The organism is Actinosynnema sp. (genome assembly GCF_052038725.1).
The window spans coordinates 1-2,905 of sequence record NZ_JBQGCX010000716.1 but is presented as its reverse complement, the minus strand read 5'-3'; the positions used below and the strand labels follow the sequence as shown (position 1 = coordinate 2,905).

The window sequence follows — 2,905 nt, the reverse complement described above, 5'->3', positions numbered from 1 at the left end:
TTCCACGCGTTGCTCACGGTCTGGCCGTCGGCGAACGTCCAGGTCACCGTCCACGACTTGATCGCCTTGGCCCCCGCCGTGACCCGGACCTCCGCCTGGAACCCGCCCTGCCACTGGCCGGTGGTGGTGTAGCTCGCGGTGCACGAGCCGGTGGGCGGCGGGGTCGTCGTGGTGGTCGTGGTGGTCGTCGTCGTGGTGGTGGTGCTGGTGGGCTGGTTGCCGCCGCCGTAGATCGACGCCTCGCGCGAGGTGGCCTTGATCCCGTTGGCGCCGTTGAAGATGCGCTGCCCCCACGTGGTCAGCCGGGCCGGGTCGAAGTCGGTGGCCATGTCCAGGATCGGATCGGTGTTGCCGCTCCACGACCAGCCCAGGTAGCCCATCCCCCTGGCCTGCGCCTGGGCGAGGATGGTCTCGTGGTCGACCTCGCCGGAGGCGAACTTCCAGCCGAACTCGCCGATCACCAGCGGCCACCCGTTGGCCTGGAAGCGGTCCAGGTAGTCGATGATGCTGGCGGGCGTGCTGAACACCGCGTACATGTGGATCGACAGCACGGTGTTGCGCTGGGTGTCGGCGTCCAGGACGCGCTGCGCGTTGTCGCGCATGACGTACTGCCAGTCCTGGCCCCAGTTCGGGCCGTCGACCATCAGCAGGTGCTGGAACCCGTTGGCCCGCATCTCCTTGACCGCGTTGACGGTCGCGTCGGTCCACTGGGCGGCGTTGGTGTTGCCGATCGGCTCGTTGCCGATGTTGATGATGACGTAGTCCTCCTGGCCGACCAGCGCGGACTTCTGGCTGATCCAGTAGTCCACCGCCTCGTCGAGCGAGGCCGCCGCGCCCTCCTCGCCGTACCCGGTGGTGTCGTGCACCTCCAGCACGCAGATCAGCTTGTTCTGCTTGCACAGCGCGTTGACCGCGGCGGTGTCGCTGGACGGCCCCCAGCGCTTGCCGCTGCCCAGCACCACGCGCACCGTGTTGGAGCCGAGCGCCTTGACGTCGGCGAACGAGCTGGTGCGGCCGGTGTACCAGACGTGCGGGTGGTTGACCCCGCGCATGACGAACGGCTGCCCGTTGGCCTCCACGATCTTCGTGCCGCTGACGTGCAGGCCGACGGCGGCTTGCGCCTGCGGCGGCTGGGCGACGACCACGAGGCCGGCGATGGCCAGCAGCGTGGCGCCGAGCAAGGCGAATACCCTGGTCATGACAGTGACCTCTGCGTTGAGGGGATCGTGACGCGGTCCGAGCATGGTTGGTGAACAGGGGTTCGACAACCCCGTCGAACGCTTCGAGCCCGGAGCGGGCGGTTCGACGGCGAATCGACTCGAGCCTGCCCTCAGCCGCGCGGGCGCGCCCACCCGGTCTGCGCGACGGCCGCCCGCTCCCCGACCCGCCGCAGCGCGAAGAACACCGCCGCCACCACCAGCGCGCCCCCGGCGTACCCGCCGACCAGCTCGCCCACCCGCCCGGCGAAGTTCCCCGCCAACGGCGGGATCACCAGCGAGAGCACCGCGACCAGCCAGGCGATCCGCCGGTGCACCCGCCCGACCGGCAGACACGCGGCCAGCGCGGGCACGGTCCACAGCAGGTACCAGGGCTGGATCACCGGGCCGAACGCCACGAACGCCGCCATCATCAGCCCCAGCGCGGTGATCGGCTCGACCCGGCCGCGCAGCTGCCGGTGCAGCACGCGGGCGAAGCAGCCCGCGATGACCGCGTACCCGATCAGCTTCCCGACCCCGATCGTGGTCTGGGTGATCGAGGCCCCGAACAGCGCCCCGATCCCCCCGGTGAGGAACCCGAACCAGTTCGTCGGCGCCATCCAGCTGTTGACCCCGCCGGACGTGCCGAGCGTGAACAGCCACCCGAACCCGACCCCGGTCGCCAGCGACAGCGCCGCGAACACCACCACCGACGCCACCACCATCGCGGCCCCGGCGAGCACGAACCTCCCGGAGCCGCCGCCGAACCGCCGGGCCAGCGCGGTCCCGACCACGGCCAGCGCGATGATCGCGGGCAGCTTCACCGCCGCCCCGGTCCCGATCAGCGCGATCCCGCCCGCGAGCTGCCACCGGTCGACCTCGCCGGTGAGCGCGGTCAGCGCCACCGCGACGCCGGAGAGCATCAGCCCGACCATCAGCGCGTCGTTGTGCACGCCCGCGACGAAGTGCCACAGCACCAGCGGGTTCAGCGCGCCCAGCCACAGCGCGGTGCGCCGCGACACCCCGGCGAGCACCGCGAGCCGCTGCACCGACCACACCACCAGCAGCACCCCGAGCAGCGCGAACGCCCGGTGCAGCAGCACGCCGACGACCGGGTCGCCGGGAGCCGCGGTGGCGATGGCCTGCTGGATCGCGGTGGTCAGCGGCCCGTACGGCGAGGGCGTGCCCTGCCAGTAGTCGCTCACCCGCGAGACGATCTCCGAATCGGCCCCGAGCGCCTGCGCGGGCCCGAGCTCGTACGGGTCCATGCCGCGCGCGGCGATCTCGCCCTGCGCGAGGTAGCTGTGCACGTCCCCGCTGAACAGCGGCGGCGCGACGACCAGCGGCGCGGCCCACAGCGCGAGCGTTCCGCGCAGCCAGGCGACGGCGGGCAGCCCGCCGGGGGCGCGGGCGGTGCGGCCGAGCAGCGACCAGGCCAGGACCAGCAGTCCGACGCCGGAGACGCCCGCCGCCAGGGCGGTGACGGCCACGGCGGGTGGCGGGTCGGTGACCAGGAGGGCGGTCCAGGCGGCGCCGGTGAGCAGGAGCGTCGCGACGACGCCGAGCCAGCGCAGCACCTCCGGTGACGCCGCCCACGCCGTCGCGGGAGCGGGAGCGGAGGCCGAGGCGGGCTCGGCGGCGTTCGCGGCAGTGGCCTGGACCACTGCGGCGTCGATCCCTGCGCTGCCGGCCTCCGCGCCGCCCACCCC

At 72.9% G+C, this 2,905-nt stretch carries 2 protein-coding genes; both read right to left on the bottom strand.

Annotated elements, in window-relative coordinates; all coding sequences use genetic code 11:
* A partial coding sequence (locus tag ACTUAL_RS14935; protein ID WP_440900668.1) for a cellulase family glycosylhydrolase occupies positions 1-1,199 on the bottom strand: 1,199 nt, incomplete at its 3' end.
* Positions 1,200-1,330: 131 nt separating this feature from the next.
* A partial coding sequence (gene mptB / locus ACTUAL_RS14930; protein WP_440900667.1) for a polyprenol phosphomannose-dependent alpha 1,6 mannosyltransferase MptB occupies positions 1,331-2,905 on the bottom strand: 1,575 nt, incomplete at its 5' end.